The sequence below is a fragment of the Streptomyces prasinopilosus genome (assembly GCF_001419695.1).
In the GTDB taxonomy this organism is placed as follows: Bacteria; Actinomycetota; Actinomycetes; order Streptomycetales; family Streptomycetaceae; genus Streptomyces; species Streptomyces prasinopilosus.
Genome location: NZ_LIRG01000625.1, coordinates 1 through 3,172, shown reverse-complemented (window position 1 = coordinate 3,172; position 3,172 = coordinate 1). Strand labels below are relative to the sequence as shown.

Below are 3,172 nucleotides of genomic sequence, written 5' to 3'. Positions count from 1 at the left end.
GCCCCGCTCCCGTCGTCCCCGGCGCGCACGCACCGTTGACGTGCTCCCGCCTCCTCCCTATCTTGCCGTTCGAAGTGCTGACCGTCGATCGATATATCGAACGCGTCTGGAAAGGCACGTCAGGCGAAGCTCCCCCCACTCCCACGAGAGCCGCGGAGTATCCATGTCACGCACCGCCCGCACCCGTCCCCGCACCCGCACCCGTCTCGGAACGGGCCTGTCCGCCACCGCGTTACTGACCGCCGCCGCCCTGCTGCCGGCCCCCGCGCACGCCGAGGACGTCACCGACTACACGATCACCGTCGACCCGCGCGCCGAGGGGGCCGCGATCGGCGACACGATGTACGGCGTCTTCTTCGAGGACATCAACCGGGCCGCCGACGGCGGGCTGTACGCCGAACTCGTGCAGAACCGGTCCTTCGAGTACTCCACCGCCGACAACGGCTCCTACACGCCCCTGACCTCCTGGACCGTCGGCGGCACGGCCGAGGTGCGCGACGACTCCGGCCGGCTGAACGAACGCAACCGCACCTACCTCGCCCTGGGGGCGGGTTCCTCCGTCACCAACGCGGGCTACACCAGCGGCGTCCGGGTGGAGCGGGGCAAGCGGTACGACTTCTCGGTCTGGGCCCGGGCGGAGAACGGCAGCACCCTCACCGTCACCCTCGAGGATGCCGCCGGCACCCTCGCGAACACCCGCCGGGTGGCCGTCAAGGGCGGCTGGGCCCGGTACGAGGCCGCCTTCACCGCCACCCGCAGCAGCAACCGCGGCCGCCTCACCGTCGCCTCCTCCGGCACCGCGGCCCTCGACATGGTCTCGCTGTTCCCGCGCGACACCTACAAGGGGCAGCCGAACGGCCTGCGCAAGGACCTCGCCGAGAAGATCGCCGCCCTGAAGCCCGGCTTCGTCCGCTTCCCCGGCGGCTGCCTGGTCAACACCGGCTCCATGGAGGACTACAGCGAGGAATCCGGCTGGCAGCGCGAGCGCGCCTACCAGTGGAAGGACACCGTCGGCCCGGTGGAGGAGCGCGCCACCAACGCCAACTTCTGGGGATACAACCAGAGCTACGGCCTCGGCTACTACGAGTACTTCCGCTTCGCCGAGGACGTCGGCGCGATGCCGCTGCCCGTCGTGCCCGCCCTGGTCACCGGATGCGGCCAGAACAGGGCCACCGACGACGAGGAACTGCTGGAGCGGCACATCCGGGACACCCTCGACCTGATCGAGTTCGCCAACGGCCCGGCGGACTCGACGTGGGGCAGGGTGCGCGCGGAGATGGGCCACCGCGGGCCCTTCGGCCTCACCCACCTCGGGGTCGGCAACGAGGAGAACCTGCCCAGGGAGTTCTACGCCCGCTTCGAGCGGTTCCGCGCGGCGATCGAGGCCGAGCACCCGGACATCACCGTCGTCTCCAACTCCGGCCCGGACGACACCGGCACGACCTTCGACACCCTCTGGCAGCTCAACCGCGACGGCGACGTCGACATGGTCGACGAGCACTACTACAACAGCCCGCGGTGGTTCCTGCAGAACAACGACCGCTACGACTCCTACGACCGGGGCGGCCCGAAGGTCTTCCTCGGCGAGTACGCCTCACAGGGCAACGCCTGGAGGAACGGCCTGGCCGAGGCCGCGTTCATGACCGGCCTGGAACGCAACGCGGACATCGTCGAACTCGCCTCGTACGCACCGCTGCTGGCCGACGAGAACCACGTCCAGTGGTCGCCCGACATGATCTGGTTCAACAACCACGCCTCCTGGGGCTCGGCCAACTACGAGGTCCAGAAGCTGTTCATGACCAACACCGGTGACCGCGTGGTCCCCTCCCGGGCGAGCGGCACACCGGACGTCAGCGGCCCCATCAGCGGCGCGGTCGGCCTGTCGACCTGGGCCACCAGCGCCGCGTACGACGACGTGCGGGTGACCGCCGCCGACGGCGCGCCCCTGCTGAGCGACGACTTCTCCGGCGACGCCTCGCAGTGGACGCACCGCGGCGCCGGCAGCTGGAGCGTCCGGGACGGGCAGTACGTCCAGACCGACGAAACGGCCGAGAACACTCTGGTCACGGCGGGCGACCCGGCCTGGAAGAACTACGACCTGCACGTGCGGGCGACCAAGAGGTCCGGCAAGGAGGGCTTCCTCGTCGCCTTCGGGGTCAAGGACACCGGAAACCACTACTGGTGGAACCTGGGCGGCTGGAACAACACCCGGTCCGCGGTCGAACAGGCCGTGGACGGCGGCAAGTCGACGCTGCTCTCCCGGGCCGGATCGATCGAGACGGGCCGCGCCTACGACATCGACGTCAAGGTGCGCGGCCGCCAGGTGACCCTCTACCTCGATGGACAGGAGTGGGGCGGCTTCACCGACGACAAGCCGGCCGAACCGTTCCGCCAGGTCGTCACCGAGGACGACCGCACCGGCGACCTGATCGTCAAGGTCGTCAACGCCCAGCCCGCCGAGGCCCGTACGACGGTCGACCTCGGCGGCGCGAGGACCGCCTCCACCGCCCGGGTCACCACCCTGGCCGCCGACGCGGACGCGGTGAACACCGAGACGGACACGCCGGTGACCCCGGTGACGTCCACGCTCCGGGGCGTGTCCGGCGGATTCACGTACACGTTCCCGGAGAACTCCGTGACGTTCCTGCGGATCGAGCGGCGGTAGCGGACCGGCAGCGCCCGGATGGGGCCGGCGTCCCCGGGACGGCGGCCCCCACCCGGTACCGGCGGGGAAACCGCCGGCCGCGCCTCAGGGGCGCAGCAGCAGGGTGACGCTGGCCACCACGGCGCCGAGCACGACCGCGGCGACGCCGTACTCGAGGCGGTGCGAGCGCAGCCGGGGCAGCAGCCGGTCCACGGCGATCCGGCCGGGGCCGGTCAGGGCGAGCGCCACCGTGGCCAGGGTCAGGAGGAGCTCGTACTCCACGCCCTCCGGGGCGAAGAAGCCGCCGCCCCACTTCACGGCGATCGCGTTGACCATCGTGCCGGCGACGGCCGCGGCGGCGAGCGGGGTGAGCAGACCGAGCGCGAGGCCGAGTCCGCCGAGCGTCTCGGTGAGCCCGGCCACGACGGCGAACGCCTCGGGCGAGGGGTAACCGAGGGACGCGAAGAACATTCCGGTGCCCTCGATGCCGCCCCCGCCGAACCAGCCGAACAGCTTCTGCGCGCCGTG

2 protein-coding genes are annotated in these 3,172 nt (G+C 71.2%); one reads left to right on the top strand and one right to left on the bottom strand.

All coding sequences use genetic code 11. The annotated features are described in order from the left end of the window. Positions 1-163: 163 nt before the first annotated feature. Entirely contained in the window at positions 164-2,665 is a 2,502-nt protein-coding gene (locus AOK18_RS23550; protein WP_055695641.1) for an alpha-L-arabinofuranosidase C-terminal domain-containing protein, read from the top strand. 84 nt (positions 2,666-2,749) lie between these two features. Here AOK18_RS23550 and AOK18_RS23545 read toward each other — a convergent pair. Next, the coding region (locus tag AOK18_RS23545; protein ID WP_055695640.1) for a DoxX family membrane protein at positions 2,750-3,172 on the bottom strand (423 nt) is incomplete at its 5' end.

Excerpts from the sequence above, each read along its gene's own strand:
- AOK18_RS23550 (WP_055695641.1), top strand. The coding sequence starts at position 164 with ATGTCACGCACCGCCCGCACCCGTCCCCGCACCCGCACCCGTCTCGGA.